The organism is Neokomagataea anthophila (assembly GCF_018122595.1).
Lineage (GTDB): Bacteria > Pseudomonadota > Alphaproteobacteria > Acetobacterales > Acetobacteraceae > Gluconobacter > Gluconobacter anthophilus.
Genome location: NZ_JAGRQH010000100.1, coordinates 1 through 249, shown reverse-complemented (window position 1 = coordinate 249; position 249 = coordinate 1). Strand labels below are relative to the sequence as shown.

The window sequence follows — 249 nt, the reverse complement described above, 5'->3', positions numbered from 1 at the left end:
ATCGGGCGTCGCGAAGGGCACCCGCGCCAGCACCTCCTGCGTGGCGGGGTTGACCACATTGCGCCACTGCGTGGTTTTGGATTCGACGAACTGGCCGCCCTGCGGGAAGCGCCCCAGGAACCAGCGGTAGCCGTCGCTGCAGGCATGCCACGCCTTTACGCGGTCCTTGGTGATCGCCAGCTTGTCGCTGGTGTCTGCGGTGGGTTGCGTTGCTGCTTCCAAGGTGCTCTCCATCTGGTGTGTCGATGG

The 249-nt window shown here is 65.5% G+C and carries 1 protein-coding gene; it reads right to left on the bottom strand.

The genetic code is table 11. From position 1 onward, the window contains the following. Nucleotides 1–222 (bottom strand): hypothetical protein (locus KB213_RS12215; RefSeq protein ID WP_211683519.1); only part of this gene is annotated, 222 nt, incomplete at its 3' end. Nucleotides 223–249 lie beyond the last annotated feature (27 nt).